General features: G+C 69.6%; 17 protein-coding genes. 9 read left to right on the forward strand and 8 right to left on the reverse strand.

Annotation, left to right across the window (positions count from 1 at the left end; genetic code table 11):
- Positions 1 to 42 precede the first annotated feature (42 nt).
- The 3 genes from folE to ACZZ97_RS07220 all read left to right on the forward strand — a co-directional run bounded on the left by folE (position 43) and on the right by ACZZ97_RS07220 (position 2,324).
- The gene (folE, locus tag ACZZ97_RS07210; protein ID WP_463472704.1) at positions 43 to 636 is read left to right on the forward strand and encodes a GTP cyclohydrolase I FolE; all 594 of its coding nucleotides are present in this window, start codon (positions 43 to 45) and stop codon (positions 634 to 636) included.
- Positions 629 to 1,537 carry a dihydropteroate synthase gene (gene folP / locus ACZZ97_RS07215; protein WP_463472705.1) on the forward strand — a complete coding sequence of 303 codons (909 nt, stop codon included), beginning with the start codon at positions 629 to 631 and terminating at the stop codon, positions 1,535 to 1,537. Before folE ends, folP begins: the two co-directional genes overlap by 8 nt.
- 130 nt (positions 1,538 to 1,667) lie before the next feature.
- Positions 1,668 to 2,324: a pyrimidine reductase family protein gene (locus ACZZ97_RS07220; protein ID WP_463472706.1), complete on the forward strand. Its 657-nt coding sequence runs from the start codon at positions 1,668 to 1,670 to the stop codon at positions 2,322 to 2,324.
- A gap of 68 nt (positions 2,325 to 2,392) precedes the next feature.
- Here ACZZ97_RS07220 and dhaM read toward each other — a convergent pair whose 3' ends face one another.
- From dhaM to dhaK, 3 genes are read right to left on the reverse strand one after another with little or no spacing between them, the layout of a single operon-like run.
- Positions 2,393 to 3,091 (reverse strand): dihydroxyacetone kinase phosphoryl donor subunit DhaM, encoded by a 699-nt coding sequence (dhaM, locus tag ACZZ97_RS07225; RefSeq protein ID WP_463472707.1) that lies wholly within the window; start codon positions 3,089 to 3,091, stop codon positions 2,393 to 2,395.
- Positions 3,092 to 3,093: 2 nt separating this feature from the next.
- On the reverse strand, positions 3,094 to 3,765 hold the full coding sequence (dhaL, locus tag ACZZ97_RS07230) for a dihydroxyacetone kinase subunit DhaL (RefSeq protein ID WP_314102692.1): 672 nt from the start codon (positions 3,763 to 3,765) through the stop codon (positions 3,094 to 3,096).
- 43 nt (positions 3,766 to 3,808) lie between these two features.
- Positions 3,809 to 4,810 (reverse strand): dihydroxyacetone kinase subunit DhaK, encoded by a 1,002-nt coding sequence (dhaK, locus tag ACZZ97_RS07235; RefSeq protein ID WP_314102694.1) that lies wholly within the window; start codon positions 4,808 to 4,810, stop codon positions 3,809 to 3,811.
- Positions 4,811 to 5,038: 228 nt separating this feature from the next.
- On the opposite strand from dhaK, the gene ACZZ97_RS07240 reads away from it, so the two are divergent.
- Both ACZZ97_RS07240 and glpK read left to right on the forward strand, forming a co-directional pair.
- Positions 5,039 to 5,776 carry an MIP/aquaporin family protein gene (locus ACZZ97_RS07240; protein WP_314102696.1) on the forward strand — a complete coding sequence of 246 codons (738 nt, stop codon included), beginning with the start codon at positions 5,039 to 5,041 and terminating at the stop codon, positions 5,774 to 5,776.
- Between the two features lie 120 nt (positions 5,777 to 5,896).
- Entirely contained in the window at positions 5,897 to 7,414 is a 1,518-nt protein-coding gene (gene glpK / locus ACZZ97_RS07245; RefSeq protein WP_123545611.1) for a glycerol kinase GlpK, read from the forward strand.
- Between the two features lie 154 nt (positions 7,415 to 7,568).
- Here the strand turns inward: glpK and trpD are convergent, their stop codons facing one another.
- On the reverse strand, positions 7,569 to 8,621 hold the full coding sequence (gene trpD, locus ACZZ97_RS07250; protein ID WP_463472708.1) for an anthranilate phosphoribosyltransferase: 1,053 nt from the start codon (positions 8,619 to 8,621) through the stop codon (positions 7,569 to 7,571).
- Positions 8,622 to 8,730: 109 nt separating this feature from the next.
- Between trpD and ctaE the strand changes: the two genes are divergently transcribed.
- The 4 genes from ctaE to qcrB are packed head-to-tail and all read left to right on the forward strand — an operon-like array spanning position 8,731 to position 13,012.
- Complete coding sequence (gene ctaE / locus ACZZ97_RS07255) at positions 8,731 to 9,375, forward strand: aa3-type cytochrome oxidase subunit III (RefSeq protein WP_123545607.1); 645 nt, start codon at positions 8,731 to 8,733, stop codon at positions 9,373 to 9,375.
- Positions 9,376 to 9,396: 21 nt separating this feature from the next.
- Complete coding sequence (gene qcrC / locus ACZZ97_RS07260) at positions 9,397 to 10,242, forward strand: cytochrome bc1 complex diheme cytochrome c subunit (protein WP_133737450.1); 846 nt, start codon at positions 9,397 to 9,399, stop codon at positions 10,240 to 10,242.
- Positions 10,243 to 10,280: 38 nt separating this feature from the next.
- Positions 10,281 to 11,348 carry a cytochrome bc1 complex Rieske iron-sulfur subunit gene (gene qcrA, locus ACZZ97_RS07265; RefSeq protein ID WP_463472709.1) on the forward strand — a complete coding sequence of 356 codons (1,068 nt, stop codon included), beginning with the start codon at positions 10,281 to 10,283 and terminating at the stop codon, positions 11,346 to 11,348.
- A complete protein-coding gene (gene qcrB / locus ACZZ97_RS07270) occupies positions 11,345 to 13,012 on the forward strand; it encodes a cytochrome bc1 complex cytochrome b subunit (RefSeq protein ID WP_399540325.1) in 1,668 nt (555 codons plus the stop codon). Before qcrA ends, qcrB begins: the two co-directional genes overlap by 4 nt.
- Positions 13,013 to 14,184: 1,172 nt before the next feature.
- Here qcrB and ACZZ97_RS07275 read toward each other — a convergent pair.
- The 4 genes from ACZZ97_RS07275 to erpA form a co-directional block, all read right to left on the reverse strand.
- Positions 14,185 to 14,601 carry a cytochrome c oxidase subunit 4 gene (locus ACZZ97_RS07275; RefSeq protein WP_192041597.1) on the reverse strand — a complete coding sequence of 139 codons (417 nt, stop codon included), beginning with the start codon at positions 14,599 to 14,601 and terminating at the stop codon, positions 14,185 to 14,187.
- A 4-nt stretch (positions 14,602 to 14,605) separates the two neighbouring features.
- Complete coding sequence (ctaD, locus tag ACZZ97_RS07280; protein WP_146901127.1) at positions 14,606 to 16,348, reverse strand: aa3-type cytochrome oxidase subunit I; 1,743 nt, start codon at positions 16,346 to 16,348, stop codon at positions 14,606 to 14,608.
- Positions 16,349 to 16,361: 13 nt separating this feature from the next.
- A complete protein-coding gene (gene ctaC, locus ACZZ97_RS07285; protein WP_314102125.1) occupies positions 16,362 to 17,249 on the reverse strand; it encodes an aa3-type cytochrome oxidase subunit II in 888 nt (295 codons plus the stop codon).
- A gap of 207 nt (positions 17,250 to 17,456) precedes the next feature.
- Positions 17,457 to 17,837: an iron-sulfur cluster insertion protein ErpA gene (erpA, locus tag ACZZ97_RS07290; RefSeq protein WP_123545598.1), complete on the reverse strand. Its 381-nt coding sequence runs from the start codon at positions 17,835 to 17,837 to the stop codon at positions 17,457 to 17,459.
- Positions 17,838 to 17,898: the final 61 nt, after the last annotated feature.

The raw sequence follows: 17,898 nt of genomic DNA on the forward strand, positions 1-17,898 counted from the left end.
CGGCGGGCCGAGGCCCGACCGGCCACCTGCCAGGATGGCGAGATGACCCCGCCACCCGTCGACCGGCCCCGCATCGAGGCGGCCGTCACCGAGATCCTCGCGGCGATCGGCGAGGACGACACGCGCGAAGGCCTCCGCGCGACGCCCCGACGCGTCGCCGAGGCGTACGCCGAGTTCTTCGCCGGCCTCGAGGTCGACGCCGCCGAGCTCGTCCGCTCGTCGGCCGTCGCCTCCGATCCCGAGAAGCTCGGCGAGCTGGTGGTGGTCCGCGGCATGGCGCTCCGGTCCGTCTGCGAGCACCACCTCCTGCCCTTCGTCGGCCAGGCGCACGTGGCCTACGTGCCGAGCGAACGGATCGTCGGCCTCGGCACCGTGCCTCGCGTCGTGGACGCCCTGGCCTCGCGGCCCCAGCTGCAGGAGCGCCTCGGCGAGGAGATCGCCGACGCCTTCGTCGAGGGCCTCTCCCCCGCCGGCGTCCTCGTCGTCCTCGACGCCGTGCACGGCTGCGTCACGACGCGCGGTCCTCGCCAGGTCGGCAGCTCGACGGTCACCGTCGCGAGCCGCGGAGCCCTCGCCGAGCCCGCGGCCCGGGCCGAGGCGATCGCCCTCATCACTTCGGGTGACGACCGTGCCTGAGACCTCGCTCCCGGTCTTCGTCGCTCCCCCGCTGCGCCTGCCGGTGCGCACGATCGGCCGCCGCACCTTCGACTTCTCCCGACAGGTGGCCGTGATGGCCGTCGTCAACCGCACCCCCGACTCCTTCTTCGACCAGGGCCGCACTTTCGCGCTCGACGCCGCCGTGCAGGCGGCCGTCGCCGCGGCCGAGGCGGGGGCCGACTGGGTCGACATCGGGGGCGTCCCCTTCGCGCCGGGCCCCGAGCTGTCGGCGGCCGACGAGCTCGACCGGGTGCTGCCGGTCGTCCAGGCCCTCGCCGCCGTGTCCGACGTCGTCATCTCGGTCGACACGTTCCGGCCGGAGGTCGCCGCCGCCGTGATCGAGGCCGGGGCAGGGGTCGTCAACGACACCACCGGGCTGCACGACCCGCGCCTCGCCGACGTCGTCGCCGACAGCGGTGCGACCCTGGTCGTCACGCACAGCCTCGCCGCCCCGCGGCGACCGCACCCGCGGCCGCACTACGACGACGTCGCCCGCGAGGTCACCGACCTGCTCGCGCGCCGCGTCGACGTCGCCCTCGCCCACGGCGTCCAGGAGGACCAGATCATCGTCGACCCCGGCCACGACCTCAACAAGACCACCGTGCACACCCTGGAGCTGACCCGCCGTCTCGGCGAGGTGGCCGCGCTCGGGCACCCCGTGCTCGCGGCCGTCTCGAACAAGGACTTCGTCGGCGAGGCCCTCGACCGCGCCAAGCCCGACCGCCTTGCCGGCTCCCTGGCGGCCGCTGTCGCCAGCGTGTTCCTCGGCGCCCGCATCGTGCGGATGCACGACGCCCGCGCCTCCGTCGACGCCGCCCGCATGGTCGAGGCGATCCTCGGCTGGCGACGACCCGTGCACGCCGTGCACAACGTCTCGTGACCGGCTCGGACGGCTCGCGTCTCGTCCGCGTGGTCCCCGGCGGCCCCGAGGAGGCGTCCCTCACCGACGCGGACCTGCTGGCGACTCTCTCCCCCGCGACCGCAGCCGCCCGTGCCTCCGCGTCAACTTCGTGACGACCCTCGACGGCGCCTCCACCTCGGACGGCGTGTCCGGCTCGCTCGGCGGGCCGGCCGACGGCCGGGTCTTCGACCTCCTGAGGCGCGTCACCGACGTCGTCGTGGTCGGCGCCGGAACCGTCCGCGACGAGGGCTACGGCGCGATGCGGCTGAGCGAGGACGCGGCGACCTGGCGTGAGCAGGCCGGTCTCGCTCCGCAGCCGGTCTTCGCCCTCGTCTCGGGATCGCTCCGGCTCGACCCCGAGTCGACGGTCTTCACGGAGGCGCCGGTGCGGCCGCTCGTCCTGACCACCGACCGGGCCGACCCCGGAGCACGTCGGGCGCTCGAGCGCGTCGCGGACGTCGTGGCCTGCGGCGACGAGCGCGTCGACCCGCACCTCCTGCGCGGCGCCCTGGTCGAGCGCGGCCTGACGCAGATGCACTGCGAGGGCGGCCCTCGTCTCTTCGGCGACCTGGTGCGGGCCGACGCCGTCGACGAGCTGTTCCTCACCCTCGCTCCGCTGCTCGAGGGCGGCCACGGACTGCGGGTCAGCCAAGGATCCGACGGTGACGACTCGAGCCCGCTGCGGCGCATGCGGCTCGCCCACGTGCTGCGCGACGGCGACGAGCTGCTCACCTGGTACGTGCGCGACCGGGCGCAGACCGCCTGACACGAGCAGGGGAACGGCACCGAGATCGGCTCCGCTCCCCCGCCCGACGTGCGTCGCACCTCCTCGCGTCAGCCCTGTGGGGCCGCCTTTCCCTCGCCGAACCCGCCCTCGATCAGCTCGACGAGGTCGTCGACCGCCTGCTGCGCATCCGGCCCGGTGGCCATCAGCGACACGGTCGACCCGATGCCGAGACCCAGGCCCATGATGCGGAGCAGGCTCTTCGCGTCGACGCCGTTCACCGTGACGTCGGCCTGGAACCGGGAGGCGTGGGTCACCAGCTCCGCGGCCGGTCGGGCGTGCAGGCCCGACGCGTTCACGAGCACGGCGGAGCGCTCGACCGCGTCGCCGCCGCGCAGCTCGCGCTCGTCGGCGTGGGGGTCCGCGACGCCCGTCGCGCTGCGGGCCGCCTCGGCGACCTGGGCCAGCGAACCGCCGGTCTCGGCCGCGACGGCCGCGGCCACTGCCCCCTCCACGATCGGCGCGTCCACGATGACGACGCGCTCGCGATCCGCGTCGTCGAGGAAGTCGACCGCCGTCTCCGAGGTGAGCACCGCGGAGCCGAGGTCGCAGAGCACCACGACTCCCCCGCCGCCGTCGGCGGTGCCGAGCGCGGCGGAGACGGCGTCGAAGCTCGTGCCGATGCCGCCCTCGTCGGTGCCGCCCGCGGCGACCAGGGTCGTGGTGGGCGCCATCTGTCGGGCGAGCTCGACCGTGCCCTCGGCGATCTTCGAGCTGTGGGAGACGACGACGATGCCGACGGAGGCCATGGTCACGCCTCCCCGGAGGTCGTGGTCGCGGCTGCCGCGACGTCGTCGGCGGCGTCCGCGGCGGCGGCCAGGATGAGCGCGGACGACTGCGCGCCCGGGTCCCGGTGGCCGACCGCTCGTTCGCCGAGGTAGCTCGCTCGTCCCTTGCGGGCGACGAGCGGCTCGGTCGACTCGGCACCGGCAGCTGCGGCGTCGGCCGCTGCACGCAGGACCGCCCCGGGCTCGTCGCCCTCGTCCGCGGCGGCCCGCGCCGCGTCCGTCGCCGGAGTCCAGGCGTCGATCATCGTCTTGTCGCCGACCTCCGCCTTGCCCCGGAGGACGGCGCCGTCGCGAGCCGCGGCCACGAAGGCCGCGACGGCAGCGGAGTCGAGCTCCGTCGCGTCGCCGAGGGCGCCCGCCCCCTTGAGGAAGGCGGTGCCGAGCAGGGGCCCGGAGGCGCCTCCCACGGTCGAGATGAGGGTCGTCGCGACCATCTTGAGCAGGGCGCCGGGCGTGGCGTCGTCCGGCTGCGCGGCGAGCTTCGCGCGGACGGCCGAGAAGCCCCGCTCGAGGTTCTCGCCGTGGTCGCCGTCGCCGATCTCGCGGTCGAGCTCGACGAGCGCCGAGCGGTTCTCGCTGACGGTGTCGGCCGCGCGCTCGACGAAGCGGCGGGCCCAGGTGGAGTCCAGTGTCATGTCGTCCTTCTCTCGGGTGTCTGGTCTGGTGGCGGCGGGAGGGTCAGCGGCCGTGCCGCAGGGCAGCGGTCTCGACGGGCGCGTCCCACAGCTCGGTCAGCTCGTCGTCCAGCCTGGTCACGGTGATCGACATGCCCTGCATCTCGAGCGACGTGACGTAGTTGCCGACGAGGGTCCGTGCGACCTCCACGCCCTTCTCGGCCAGCACCTCCGCGGCACGCCGGAACGCGATGTAGAGCTCGACGAGCGGCGTGCCGCCCATCCCGTTGACGAACAGCAGGACGCGATCGCCGGAGGCGGTGCCCAGGTCGTCGAGGACGGCGTCGAGCAGGCGGTCCACGATCCGGTCGACCGGCTCGAGCGGCACGCGCTCGCGACCGGGTTCGCCGTGGATGCCGATGCCGATCTCGATCTCGTCGTCGGCGAGCGTGAAGCTAGGCTCTCCGGCGTGTGGCACGACGCCAGCGGCGAGGGCGACGCCCATCGTCCTGGTCGCGGCGTTCGTGCGGCGGGCCACCTCGGCGACCTGCTCGAGGGAGTCACCGCGCTCGGCCGCGGCCCCGGCGGTCTTCTCGACGACGACCGTGCCCGCGACGCCGCGTCGGCCGGCCGTGTAGAGGGAGTCCTTAACGGCGACGTCGTCGTCGACGAGCACCGACGCCACGGTGATGCCCTCGGCCTCGGCCAGGTCGGCCGCGGTCTCGAAGTTGAGCACGTCGCCGGTGTAGTTCTTGACGATGAAGAGGACGCCCGCTCCCCCGTCGACGGCCTGGGTAGCGGCGACGATCGGATCGGGCGTCGGCGAGGTGAACACCGGGCCCGGAACTGCGGCACTGAGCATGCCGTGGCCGACGAAGCCGGCGTGCAGGGGCTCGTGGCCGCTGCCTCCGCCGCTGACGATCGCGACCTTGCCCGCCACGGGCGCGTCGGCCCGGCGCACGAAGGTGGGGTCGTGCGAGACGACCAGCAGGTCAGGGTGGGCGGCGCCCATGCCGGCCACCGCCTCCTCGACGACGTCCTTCGGATCGTTGATGAGCTTCTTCATCGAAGTCCTTCCCTGGGTGCGGGCGCGGTGCTCGGACGGCACCGTCGCGCCTCGAAGCTACTCCGGCCGGGGCTGGTGCAGGCGGGGCGCGCGACGCCGTGCCTGCACATATGTGCATCCGTGGTGATTCGAGTGGCGGCCAGGGTGCGGCCCGGGTCTATGGTGATGCCACACGCTCACCGCGGAGGTGCACAGTCGCCCTCCGCCCGACGACTAAGGAAGGTCGACGTGGACCTGGGAACGATTTTTCTCTCTGAGCTGGTGGGCACCGCCATGCTCCTCACCCTCGGTGGCGGCGTGGTCGCCAACGTGGCCCTCACGAAGTCGAAGGGCTTCAACGGCGGCACCCTGATGGTCAACTTCGGCTGGGGCCTCGCGGTCTTCGCCGGCATCGCGGTCTCGTACAAGTCGGGCGCGCACCTCAACCCCGCGGTCAGCATCGCGCAGCTGATCCTCGGCAACATCGACTTCCCGCAGTTCCTCGTCTACGTCGCGGCGCAGATGGTCGGAGCGATCATCGGTGCGGTCATCGTCTGGCTGGCCTACAAGAACCACTTCGACGAGGAGCCCGACCCGGCCTCGAAGCTCGGCGTGTTCTCGACCGGTCCGGCCATCCGCAACTACGGCTGGAACCTCGTGACGGAGATCATCGGCACCTTCGTGCTGGTGTTCGTCATCATCGCCTTCACCAACGGCAGCGCCGCACCGGTCGACCTCGGCGGCCTCGGCGGCCTGGCCGTCGGCCTCCTGGTGGTCGGCATCGGCGCCTCCCTCGGCGGCCCGACCGGCTACGCCATCAACCCGGCCCGTGACCTCGGCCCGCGCATCGCCCACGCCCTGCTGCCCATCAAGGGCAAGGGCTCCAGCGACTGGTCCTACGCCTGGGTGCCCGTCGTGGGCCCCCTCGTCGGCGGGTCGCTCGCAGCGCTCCTGTCGTACCCGCTCCTCCCCCTCATCAACGGCTAGCAGGCCGGCCACACCCGTTCCACGACTGCACCACGGGGACACCCGGGACACGCTCCGGCCACGGCCGGGGCGTGTCCCCCCTGCCCGGTGCACACCATCAACGACGAAGGAGAACCACCCGTGAGCGACGACTACATCCTGGCGATCGACCAGGGCACCACCAGCACCCGCGCCATCATCTTCGACCACTCCGGCTCGATCGTCTCGACCGGCCAGAAGGAGCACGAGCAGATCTTCCCGCGCGCCGGCTGGGTCGAGCACGACCCCGCCGAGATCTGGGAGAACACCCGTGAGGTCATCGGCCAGGCCCTGTCCCGTGCCGACATCACGCGCCACAACATCAAGGCCGTGGGCATCACCAACCAGCGCGAGACCGCCGTCGTCTGGGACAAGACCACCGGCAAGGCCGTCTACAACGCCATCGTCTGGCAGGACACCCGCACCCAGTCGATCGTCGACCGCCTCGCGGCCGACGGCGGCGTCGAGCGCTTCAAGCCCGTCGTGGGCCTGCCGCTCGCGACCTACTTCTCCGGCACCAAGGTCGTCTGGATCCTCGAGAACGTCGAGGGCGCTCGCGAGAAGGCCGAGGCCGGCGACCTGCTGTTCGGCACGACCGACACCTGGGTCCTCTGGAACCTCACCGGCGGCACCGACGGCGGCGTGCACGTCACCGACGTCACCAACGCCTCGCGCACCCTCTTCATGGACCTGGAGACGCTCGAGTGGCGCGACGACATCCTCGAGGCCTTCGACGTGCCCCGTTCGATGCTCCCCGAGATCAAGAGCTCGTCCGAGGTCTACGGCACGGTCGAGGCCTCCAGCCTCCTCCGCGAGGTCCCCATCGCCGGCATCCTGGGCGACCAGCAGGCCGCGACGTTCGGCCAGGCCGCTTTCGACCAGGGCGAGTCGAAGAACACCTACGGCACCGGCAACTTCCTGATCTTCAACACGGGCGAGGAGATCGTCCACTCGAAGAACGGCCTGCTCACGACGCTGGGCTACAAGCTCGGCGACGCGGCGCCGCACTACGCACTCGAGGGCTCGATCGCCGTCACCGGCTCGCTGATCCAGTGGCTGCGCGACAACCTCGGCATCATCGGCTCCGCCCCCGAGGTCGAGGAGCTCGCCAAGAGCGTCGAGGACAACGGCGGCGTCTACTTCGTCCCCGCGTTCTCCGGCCTGTTCGCTCCCTACTGGCGCTCGGACGCCCGTGGTGCCCTCGTGGGCCTCACGCGCTACGTCAACAAGGGCCACATCGCCCGTGCCGCCCTCGAGGCGACGGCGTTCCAGACGCGCGAGGTGCTCGACGCGGTCAACGCCGACTCGGGCGTCGACCTGACCGAGCTCAAGGTCGACGGCGGCATGACCGGCAACGACGCGCTGATGCAGTTCCAGGCCGACATCCTGAACGTGCCCGTGGTGCGTCCGGTCGTCGCCGAGACCACCGCGCTGGGCGCCGCCTACGCGGCCGGCCTCGCGGTCGGCTTCTGGGAGACGCTCGACGACCTGCGCTCGAACTGGCAGGAGGACAAGCGCTGGACGCCCAACATCGAGGCCGACGAGCGCGACCGCACTCTCCGCCTCTGGAAGAAGGCCGTCACGAAGACCTTCGACTGGGTCGACGAGGACGTCAACTGACGCCAGCCCCCTCTGAGGCGACACGCTGACGCCGACCTCCCTGAGGTGGCAGCACGAGGGCCCGTTCCGTCTGGAACGGGCCCTCCGTCGTGCCCGGGACGACCGCCTCCTCGGGACCTCTGCAGGCGGCCCCGCTGGAGGCGGTCAGCACGACTCAGCGCCGCGTGGCGGCCACCCAGTCGGCCAGCTTGCGGGAGGCGGCGCCCGAGTCGATCGCCTCGGCGGCGACCAGGAGCTGCTCGCGGAACCGGGCGAGGATCGGCCGGTCGCGCTGGCTCGGGTCCTGGGCGAGGCGGTACGAGACGAGCCCCGCCGCGGCGTTGAGCAGGACGATGTCGCGGACGGGACCGGCCTCCCCGTCGAGGACACGACGAGCAACGCCGGCGTTGTGCTCGGCGTCGCCGCCGACCAGGTCAGAGGTGGAGGCCCGCGGGATGCCCAGCTCGAGGGGGTCGAGGTCGTGCTCGGTCACCGAGCCGGCCGACACCTCCCAGATGTGGCTGTGGCCCGTGGTCGTGAGCTCGTCGAGCCCGTCGTCGCCCCGGAACACCAGCGCCGTCGCCCCGCGGGTCTGGAAGACGCCGACGATGAGGGCGACCTTCTCGGGCGACGCGACGCCGACCGCGCTGGCCTCGGGACGCGCCGGGTTGACGAGCGGGCCGAGGAAGTTGAACACGGTGGGCACGCCGATCTCGCGCCGCACGGCCGCGGCGTGGCCGAAGCCCGGGTGGAACGCCGCGGCGAAGGCGAAGGTGAGACCCACCTCGCCGAGCACCTCGGCGACCCGGTCGGCACCGAGCCCCAGGTCGATGCCGAGGGCCGCCAGCACGTCCGACGACCCCGACGACGAGCTGGCGGCGCGGTTGCCGTGCTTGATGACGGGGACGCCGGTCGACGCGACGACGACGGACGCCATCGTCGACACGTTCACCGTGCCGAACCGGTCGCCGCCCGTGCCCACGATGTCGACGGCCATGGAGTCGACGGGCAGCGGCACCGCGTGGGCCAGCACGGCGTCACGGAAGCCGACGATCTCGTCGACGGTCTCGCCCTTGGCACGGAGGGCCACGAGGAACGCGCCGAGCTGGGCCGGGGTCGCCTCCCCCACCATGACGCGCTCCATCGCCCAGGTCGCCTCGCTGATCGAGAGGTCGTGCCCGGAGAGCAGCTGGTCGATGAGGAAGGGCCAGGTCAGGTCGTGGATCATGCCGCCAAGGCTATCGGCGCACAGGGTGGCCCATCACATAGCTCGTCGTCAACGCAAAATCCACCACCCGGGGTTTCCTGCGCAAACCCTGGGCCGGTTACCAGGCATAATGGTCCTCGTGACAAGTACCTCTCTCTCGAGACCTTCTGCAGGACCGGTCGTGAACCGGCCGAGCACGGTTGCCGTGGGCACCATCGTGTGGCTCGGCAGCGAGGTCATGTTCTTCGCCGGCCTCTTCGCGATCTACTTCACGCTACGCAGCACCTCCCCGGGGCTGTGGGCTGCCGAGACCGCCAAGCTCGACGTGCCGTTCGCCCTGACGAACACGATCATGCTCGTGCTCTCGTCGGTCACCTGCCAGTTCGGCGTCTTCGCCGCCGAGCGCATGCAGGCACGACGCACCGGCAAGCTGTTCCAGGTCGGCTCGTGGGGAATGGTCGAGTGGTTCTTCCTCACCTACTCCATGGGCGCCGCGTTCATCTGCCTCCAGGTCTTCGAGTACGCCCACCTCATCTCCGAGCACGTCACCCTCAGCTCGAGCGCCTACGGCTCGGCCTTCTACATGACGACCGGCTTCCACGGGGCCCACGTCATCGGCGGGCTCATCGCGTTCCTGCTCACGATCGGCCGCGCCTTCGCCGTCAAGAACTTCGGTCACAAGGAGGCGACGACCGCCATCGTCGTCTCGTACTACTGGCACTTCGTCGACGTGGTGTGGATCGGCCTCTTCATGGTCGTCTACGTCCTCAAATAGGCATTGGATCCCTCGCACAGCATGTTCCTCAAAAGCTCAGCAGCCACGTCCTCTCCCGAGGGCCGCACGCCCAAGCGCCGCCCGGCCAAGACCGGTCGCCGCAGCCCCCTGGCCACGGCCTCGCTCCTCCTGGTCGGCCTGCTGACCACCGGCGGTGCGTACGCCCTCTTCTCGTCGACGGCCACCGCCGACGAGAGCACCACCTCCGCCGCCTCGCAGCAGAGCATCGACGAGGGCCAGAAGCTCTTCGCCTCCAACTGCGCGACCTGCCACGGCCTCGCCGCCGACGGCACGGGCGAGGGCCCCAGCCTCATCGGCGTCGGCGCCGCCTCGGTCGACTTCCAGGTCGGCACCGGCCGGATGCCCATGGCGGCCAACGGCCCCCAGGCAGAAGAGAAGCCCACGCAGTTCACCGACGACCAGGTCTACGACCTCGCCGCCTATGTCGCGTCGCTGGCCCCCGGCCCCGCGATCCCCGACGAGGAGTACCTGCAGGCCGACGGCGACACCACCAACGGTGCCGAGCTGTTCCGCATCAACTGCGCCATGTGCCACAACGTCGCCGGTGCAGGAGGCGCCCTCACCGAGGGCAAGTACGCCCCCGCTCTCGACGGCGTCAGCGGTGCGCACATCTACGAGGCCATGCTCACCGGCCCGCAGAACATGCCCGTCTTCAACGACCTCAACCTGTCCCCCCAGGACAAGGCCGACGTCATCACCTACCTCAAGTACCTGGAGAACAACCCGTCGCCCGGCGGGTTCGAGCTCGGGAGCCTCGGCCCCGTCGCCGAGGGCCTCTTCATCTGGATCTTCGGCCTCGGCGCGATCGTCGCCGTGACCATCTGGCTCACCGCACGGTCCAACTGACCCGCGACTCTCCCGCACTCCACGAAAGGCAAGAAACCATGGCACAGCACGACGACGAGGCCCCGATCGCGGGCTCGGCTGTCGAGAAGCATGAGCCTCGACAGGTGTCGGCCGGAACGGCCGTCGTCACGACGGACGTCTTCGAGAACCCGGGTGAGCCGCCCCACCGCGACCGGGTCACGGACATCGACCCCAAGGCCGAGAAGAAGGCCGAGCGACAGGTCAGCATCTGGTTCTTCCTCTCGATCGTCGGCAGCATCGGCGCCATCGGCGCCTACGTGGCGTTCCCGATCACATCGGGCGACTCGGGTTCCGTCCGCCTGAACAACCTCTTCCTCGGCCTCGGCATCGCCCTGGGCCTGATCTCCGTGGGGATCGGCGCCGTCCACTGGTCGAAGACGCTGATGCCGGCCCGTGAGATCACGGAGATGCGCCACAGCACCCGTGGCACCGACGAGACCCGCGAGAAGGCCGTCGAGGTCTTCGCCCTGGGCAACCAGGAGTCGGGCTTCGGCCGCCGTGCGTTGATCCGCAACAGCCTCATCGGCGCCCTCGTCGCCACTCCCCTGCCGGCCGTCGTGATCTTCCGCGACCTGGCCCCGGCAGAGGACCCCAACGAGGTCCTCCGTCACACCCTCTGGGAAGACGGCATGCACCTCACCCGCGACCCTGACGGCTCGCGCATCAGAGCGTCCGACGTGACCCTGGGCTCGGTGTTCCACGTGATCCCCGAGAACCTGAACGAGTCGGAGCACCTCCTCGAGGAGAAGGCGAAGGCAGCCGTGCTGCTCATGCGCCTGAAGCCCGAGGACCTCAACATCCCTGAAGGCCGCGAGGGATGGCAGTACGACGGCATCGTCGCGTACTCCAAGATCTGCACGCACGTCGGGTGCCCCGTGGCACTCTACGAGCAGCAGACACACCACCTGCTCTGCCCCTGCCACCAGTCGACCTTCGACGTGACGAACAACTGCGAAGTGATCTTCGGACCGGCCAAGCGGCCCCTCCCGCAGCTGCCCATCGCCGTGGACTCCGACGGGTACCTCGTCGCGCAGAGCGACTTCCACGAACCTGTGGGCCCTAGCTTCTGGGAGCGCGAAAAGTGATCACCACCACACCGGCACCGAGCACGGAGACGACTCCGTCCGAGGGCTCGAACACCACCACCACGGCACCGGCCTTCGCGCCGACCAAGACGAACAAGATCTTCGGCGCGGCGGCGAACTACGTCGACGAGCGCACCAGCATGTCGGGCCTGGTCCGCGAGGTGGGTCGCAAGATCTTCCCGGACCACTGGTCGTTCATGCTCGGCGAGGTCGCGCTGTACTCGTTCGTCGTGATCTTGCTCTCAGGCACGTTCCTGACGTTCTTCTTCCAGCCGTCGATGGCCGAGGTCAACTACAACGGCTCGTACGTGCCGCTCAAGGGCCTCAACATGTCGGCCGCCATGGCGTCGACGCTCGACATCTCGTTCGACATCCGCGGCGGTCTCCTGTTCCGCCAGATCCACCACTGGGCCGCGCTGCTCTTCGTGGCGTCGATCATGCTGCACATGCTGCGCGTGTACTTCACCGGCGCGTTCCGCAAGCCCCGCGAGATCAACTGGGTCGTCGGCTTCACCCTCTGGGTCCTCGCCATGGCCGAGGGCTTCACCGGCTACTCGCTCCCCGACGACCTCCTCTCCGGCAACGGTGCGCGGATCATCGACGGCATGGTCAAGGGCATCCCCGTGATCGGCGTCTGGATCTCGTACCTGCTGTTCGGCGGAGAGTTCCCCGGCACCGACATGGTGGGTCGCTTCTACTCCCTGCACATCATGCTGCTGCCGGCCCTGCTGATCGCCCTCCTCGGCGTCCACCTCCTGCTGCTGATCATCAACAAGCACACGCAGTGGGCAGGCCCCGGCAAGACCAACGAGAACGTCGTCGGCGTCCCCGTCATGCCGGTCTTCGCCGCCAAGGCCGGTGGGTTCTTCTTCATCGTCTTCGGCGTCCTGGTGCTCATCGCGTCGCTCTTCACGATCAACCCGATCTGGAACTACGGGCCCTACGACCCGTCGCCGGTGTCCGCGGGAACGCAGCCGGACTGGTACATCGGCTTCGCCGACGGTGCTCTGCGACTCGTCCCGCCGGGCTGGGAGTTCCTCTTCTTCGGATACACGGTCTCGATGAACATCCTGGCGCCGATCGCCGTCCTAGTGATCTTCATCCTCGCGGTGCTGCTGTACCCGTTCCTCGAGGCGTGGGTGACCGGCGACAAGCGCGAGCACCACATCCTCGACCGTCCGCGGAACGCTCCGACCCGTACGGCGATCGGTGCCGCCGGCATCGTCGTCTACGCAGCTCTCTGGGCTGCGGCGAGCTCGGACATCATGGCGACGCACTTCAGGCTCTCGCTGAACTTCGTGATCCACTCGGTCCAGGCCGTGTTGATCATCGGACCGTTCCTCGCCTTCTGGATCACCAAGCGCGTCTGCCTGGCTCTCCAGAAGAAGGACCGCGAGATCGCCCTCCACGGCTACGAGTCGGGTCGGATCGTCCGCCTCCCCGGTGGCGAGTACGTCGAGGTCCACGAGCAGCTCGACGAGTACGAGCGCTGGCGTCTGCTCAACTTCAACGAGTACGAGCCGCTCATGATCCGTCCGAACGCGAACGGGCAGATCACTCCCCTGCAGCGCGTCCGCGCGTCGGTGTCGACCTTCTTCTTCGAGGACCGGATCGCACCGGTCAAGCGCTCGGAGATCGAGGCCTCGCACCACGACGAGCACTGACCCACCTGCACCACCCGGAGGGCCCGACCGCAGCAGCGGTCGGGCCCTCCGCCGTTCACTCCGCTCCCCCGTCTCCCTGCACCTCGTGCCTCATCTGCCGGAGATGTCGGCTGCCCGTCGCCCGGCCGAGCGCGGGTGCAAGGCGTTCCCGAGGCCCTTGGCGAGTTCCCGTAGCCCTCGGCGGGTTCCCGTAGCCCTCGGCGGGTTCCCGTAGCCCTCGGCGGGTTCCCGTAGCCCTCGGCGGGTTCCCGTAGCCCTCGGCGGGTTCCCGTAGCCCTCGGCGGGCCACCGTGGACCCGACGGCAGCGACAGCAACCCGCCCCACCCTCTCCCCACGCCTCCGGACTCATCCACTCCCCCGCGGCCACACGCAAGCCTGACAGCGCGCACCTCCCCCTCCTCCGGGTTTCCGTGCCCGTGGACGGGCTCCAGAAGCCCAGGCGAGTTCGCAGTGCCCCTGGGCGGGGCTCTCCGTGCCCTTAAGCGGGGTCTCGTGCCTCGGTGCGGGGTCCCGGAGCCCTCGGCGGGCCGGAGCTGACCCGCCACCAGTGACAGCCACCCGCCTACTCTGCTCCAAGACGTGCAACGCGCTCGCGCATTCCACGATGGACGGACGGGAGGCAGCAAGCGTCTACGACTGCTTCGCCGCGGTGCCACTCTGGTCCGGCGTGCCACTCTGGTCCGGCGTGCCACTCTGGTCCGGCGTGCCACTCTGGTCCGGCGTGCCACTCTGGTCCGGCGTGCCACTCTGGTCCGGCGTGCCACTCTGGTCCGGCGTGCCACTCTGGTCCGGCGTGCCACTCTGGTCCGGCGTGCCACTCCGGCCCGGCGTGCCTACTCCGGTGCAGCGGGCTCCCGGAGGCCACGGCGGGTCCGCACGGACCCGCCGGCGGCTACACAGCAACCCGCCGACTCCACGCGCATGAGCCAGCTGATCCAGCTGCGGCCAGAAGCTGACCGACGCACGTCGGAGCCCGTGAAGAGGGCGGAATGGGACAAGTCAGCGGCGGGCCCCGGGTCAATGCGTCCCTATCGCGTCAGGGAGAGCACGAAGGGGCTCGTCGGTGCGGCTCGGCCGCCGCTGAGACCGAGGTCGCACCACCCGCTTCAGGCCCGCAACGACAGATGCCGCCCACCCCTGAGGGTGAGCGGCATCCGAACGGACCGAGAGGTCAGTGGGCGAAGTTGCCCCGGTAGTACTCGTAGACCCAGCCGACGAGGGCGACGGCCACGAGGGCGCCACCGATGTAGATGATCCACATGCCGACAGCGAGGGCCAGGAAGATCAGGCCGCACGAGAAGGCGAGCAGGATGGGCCACCACGACCAGGGGCTGAAGTGCCCGAGCTCGGGGTCGCCGTCGTCGATGTTCGCGTCAGGACGATCCTCGGCGAGCTCGCCGCCCTGGGCCGCGTGCGAGCGTCCCATGTAGAAGGCGAGGAACACGCCCAGGGCGCCGGCCAGGCCGATGCCCATGGTGCCGGCCCATTCCACCTTGCCCGTGTCGATGAGGCTCCAGATGACGTACACGGCGTCCATCAGGAAGAAGAAGATCGCGAGGATCCAGAACAGGGTCGCGTTGGTTCTCATCGGACTACTTCACCTCGTTGCTGGATGCGTCGTACGTGGGGGCCTCGGGTGCGTCCTTGACCGGACCGATGCCGACCGGGATGCCGGCCTCCGGGTGGTTGAGGTCGAACGCCGGCGACTCCGAGCGGATGCGCGGGATGGACGTGAAGTTGTGGCGGGGCGGCGGGCACGAGGTGGCCCACTCGAGCGAGCGGGAGTAGCCCCACGGGTCGTTGACCTCGACCTTGGGCGCCCGACGCGCGGTGATGTAGACGTTGTAGAGGAACGGCAGGATCGAGACGCCGAGCAGCATGGCGCCGATCGTCGACAGCTGGTTCATCCACGTGAAGTGGTCCTCGGCCTGGTACGTGGCGTAGCGACGGGGCATGCCCATGACGCCGAGCCAGTGCTGGATGAGGAACGTCGTGTGGAAGCCGATGAACAGCATCCAGAAGTGGATCTTGCCGAGACGCTCGTTGAGCATCTTGCCCGTCCACTTCGGCCACCAGAAGTAGAAGCCGGAGAACATCGCGAAGACGACCGTGCCGAACACCACGTAGTGGAAGTGAGCCACGACGAAGTAAGTGTCGGAGACGTGGAAGTCGAGCGGCGGCGACGCCAGGATGACGCCGGTGAGCCCACCGAAGGTGAAGGTCACCAGGAAGCCGATCGCCCAGAGCATCGGGGTCTCGAACGTGACCGAGCCGCGCCACATCGTGCCGATCCAGTTGAAGATCTTCACGCCCGTCGGGACCGCGATGAGCATCGTCATCAGCGAGAAGAACGGCAGGAGGACCGAGCCGGTGACGTACATGTGGTGCGCCCACACCGTGACGGACAGGGCCGCGATCGAGATCGTCGCGTACACGAGCGTCTTGTACCCGAAGATCGGCTTGCGGCTGAAGACCGGGAAGACCTCGGAGACGATGCCGAAGAACGGCAGCGCGATGATGTACACCTCAGGGTGACCGAAGAACCAGAAGAGGTGCTGCCACAGGATGGCGCCTCCGTTGGCGGGGTTGAAGACCTGTGCGTCGAACACCCGGTCGAACCCGAGCCCGAACAGCGCGGCGGCCAGGACGGGGAACGCCATGATCACGAGGATCGAGGTGATCAGCGTGTTCCAGGTGAAGATCGGCATGCGCCACATCGTCATGCCGGGGGCGCGCATGGTCACGATCGTGGTGATGAAGTTGACCGAGCCCAGGATCGTGCTGAAGCCGGTCATGCCGAGCCCGAAGACCCACAAGTTCCCGCCGAGCCCTGGTGAGAACGTCGTGTCCGACAGCGGCGCGTAGGCGAACCAGCCGAAGGAGGCGGCACCCTGGGGGGTGAGGAAGCCGGCGACCGCGATCAGCGAGCCGAAGAGGTACAGCCAGAAGGCGAAGCCGTTCAGCCGCGGGAAGGCGACGTCGGGCGCACCGATCTGGAGGGGCATGAGCGCGTTGGCGAAGCCCGAGAACAGCGGCGTCGCGAACATGAGCAGCATGATCGTGCCGTGCATGGTGAACAGCTGGTTGTACTGCTCTTTCGTCTGCACGATCTCGAGCCCGGGGGCGAAGAGCTGCGCGCGGATCAGCAGCGCCATGACGCCGCCGAGGCAGAAGAAGAGGAACGACGCGATCAGGTACATGTACCCGATGGTCTTGTGGTCGGTCGACGTCAACCACGTGACGACGACGTTGCCCTTGCGGCCGACCTTCGAGGCGCCGAAGTTCTGACCGGAGGAGGTGCCGCCTGTGGTGGGGCGGGTGGCGGTGGCTGTCATCGAACCCGTGCCTTTACTTCTCGTCCGAACCGGCGGCGACGGGCGCCTCGTTGTTCGGCTGGTTGGTGTTGGTGTTGTACTGGTCGCCCAGGAGGCCGGTGTTGCCCTCGTCGGCGAGCGTGTCGAGGTAGTCCTCGTACTCGCCCTCGGAGACGACCTTGACGTTGAACAGCATCAGGGAGTGGTACTCGCCGCAGAGCTCGGCGCACTTGCCCGTGAACGTGCCCTCTTTCTCGGGCGTGAAGTACATGTAGTTGGTCTTGCCGGGGATCGTGTCCTTCTTGTAGAGGAAGTCGACGATCCAGAAGGAGTGGGCGACGTCGCGCGACTTGAGGTCGATCTGCACGGTCTTGCCCACGGGGAGGTACAGAACGGGGAGCTGGTCCTGGTCGACCTCGCCGTCGGGCAGCTCCTGGGCCTGGATGCCCTGGTAGTAGACGCTGTCGTCTTCCTGCTGCTGGTCGATGTAGTTGAAGTCCCAGGCCCAGCGCTTCGCGTAGACGTCGATCTTCACGTCGGGGTTCGCGGTCGGCTCCTCGATGGCGGCCTGGTCGCGGGCGGTGAAGGCGAAGAAGCCCAGCACGAGGATGAGCGGCACGACCGTGTAGAAGATCTCGATCGGCATGTTGTAGCGCAGCTGCACGGGGAGGCCGGTCTGGCCCTTGCGACGCCGGTAGGCGATGCAGGTCCAGATGATGAGGCCCCAGACGATGAGGCCGACGATCAGCAGGACGATCCACGACGTGACCCACAGGCCGATGATGCTGTCGACGTGGTTGGTGGTGCCCGCGGTGGTGGGGAGCCAGCCCTGGAGCTGCTCGGGCGTACATCCCGCGAGGACGAGGGCCATGACGGCGGCCACGGGGATGGCGGCCCAACGAAGACGGCGGTTAGAACGCACTGTTACCTCTCGGATGACACGACAGCTTGGGGTCTTCCCAGTCTAGGACGGGACTTCCCTAGCCTACTCGCAGGTTGACCGGGCCTCTGCACGCGGCCCCGCCGAGTCGTTCGAGCACGAGCCACCTGGACGCACGAGAGGGACCGCCTCTCGGCGGTCCCTCTCGTGTGGTGACCGGTCAGGAGCGCCCGGGAGGCGCCTCCTGCGTCAGTGGAAGCTGTCGCCGCAGGCGCAGCTGCCCTGGGCGTTCGGGTTGTCGATGGTGAAGCCCTGCTTCTGGATCGTGTCCTCGAAGTCGATGGCCGCGCCGTCGAGATAGGGCACGCTCATCTTGTCGACGACGACTTCGACACCGTCGAAGTCGACCGTGGCGTCGTTCTCGAGGAGGCGCTCGTCGAAGTAGAGCTGGTAGATGAGGCCGGAGCAGCCACCGGGCTGGACGGCCACGCGGAGGCGGAGGTCGTCACGCCCCTCCTGAGTCAGGAGGCTCTTCACCTTGTCGGCGGCGGTCGCGGTGATCGTGACGCCGTGGGCGGTCGTCGTGTCGCCGGCGGCCGTCTCGACGGCGGGGGTCGCGGTGTCGGTCATGGAGCCTCCTCGGGTCGGTGCGCAGGGGCACTCGTCGTTGACCAGTGTAAGCAGCCCGTGC

This window comes from Frigoribacterium sp. AC512 (assembly GCF_979258295.1).